At 68.3% G+C, this 1,022-nt stretch carries 2 protein-coding genes and 1 pseudogene; all 3 read left to right on the plus strand.

The genetic code is table 11. From position 1 onward, the window contains the following. Positions 1-477, plus strand: a 477-nt coding sequence (locus tag ACFYPN_RS33745) for a hypothetical protein (RefSeq protein WP_389303733.1), incomplete at its 5' end; no start/stop codon positions are given. A 58-nt stretch (positions 478-535) separates the two neighbouring features. Beyond that, positions 536-814 (plus strand): hypothetical protein, encoded by a 279-nt coding sequence (locus ACFYPN_RS33750; protein ID WP_388640648.1) that lies wholly within the window; start codon positions 536-538, stop codon positions 812-814. Then, positions 814-1,022: pseudogene (locus ACFYPN_RS33755) on the plus strand (N-acetylmuramoyl-L-alanine amidase); the annotation flags it as partial. The gene ACFYPN_RS33750 and the pseudogene ACFYPN_RS33755, both read left to right, overlap by 1 nt.

Genomic DNA, 1,022 nt, shown 5'->3' on the forward strand with positions numbered 1-1,022 from the left:
CGCATCATCGCCTCGACGGAGAACGCCCGCGCACCGTTCACCCTGAACTTCACCGCGATCAACACGGACACACCGTCCGGCGGCATCAACACGATCGAGACGGTGTGGCTGACCACGCCGTCCCTGGTGTTCAAGGCTGGCCGCGCGTACCGGGTCACGGTCAAAGGGCTGATCCAGCTCTCCGCAGCGACGACCGAGGCCCAGGTACGCGTCCGCAAGGGCGCCCTTGGCGGGTCGATTCTCTACGACTCGTGGCGGATCTCCAGCCCCGGCCAGGCCAACTACGGCATGGAGCTGTCCAGCATCTTCGCCAACTCGACCGCGGCCAACATCACCACGGCCGTCGTCGCCACGATCCAGCGCGCCTCCGGTGCGGGCAACGTCCTGATCGCGGCGTCCGTGACGTCACCCGCGTACCTGCACTTCGAGGACATGGGCCCGGCCTCTGACTTCTCCGGCTCCATCGCCCTGACCTGATCCACCCTCTCGCCCCGCGCTGACCGGCCCGGGGCTTCTTCATGCCCACGGAGGACCCATGCCGATCCCCCCGCCCGAGTACGTGTCGACAAACGACGTCCTGCGCCTCCAGGTCTCCAGCCTTGACGCGGACATACAGGTCGGCTACACCATCCGTCCCGACCAGATCGAGGCGTGGACCGACGAGCAGCTGCTCGACAAGGTGGCCACGCTGAAAGACGCGGTACGCGGGCTCCTTCCCGCTGGCGTCGACCTCCAGACCAACATCGTCTGGACCCGGGACGGGCGGTCTTCCGTCCTCCACGAGGTCGAGACCGTGAAGGCGGTGACGGGCTGATGGCCATACCCCTGACCGCCGACCAGTGGCTGACCGTCCTCCGTGCCGAGGGCGTCACCGTCGAGGAATACCCCGGGTGGCGCACCCGGGGCCGGGACGCCGCGACCGGGCTGACGTTCGGCCCGGTCCGGATGTTCCTCAACCACCACACAGCCGGGCGCAACGCCAAGGACACCGTCGCGAAGAATGGCGTCAGCGGGCTGCCCGG

Origin of the sequence: Streptomyces sp. NPDC005576 (assembly GCF_042871745.1) — a bacterium.
In the GTDB taxonomy this organism is placed as follows: domain Bacteria; phylum Actinomycetota; class Actinomycetes; order Streptomycetales; family Streptomycetaceae; genus Streptomyces.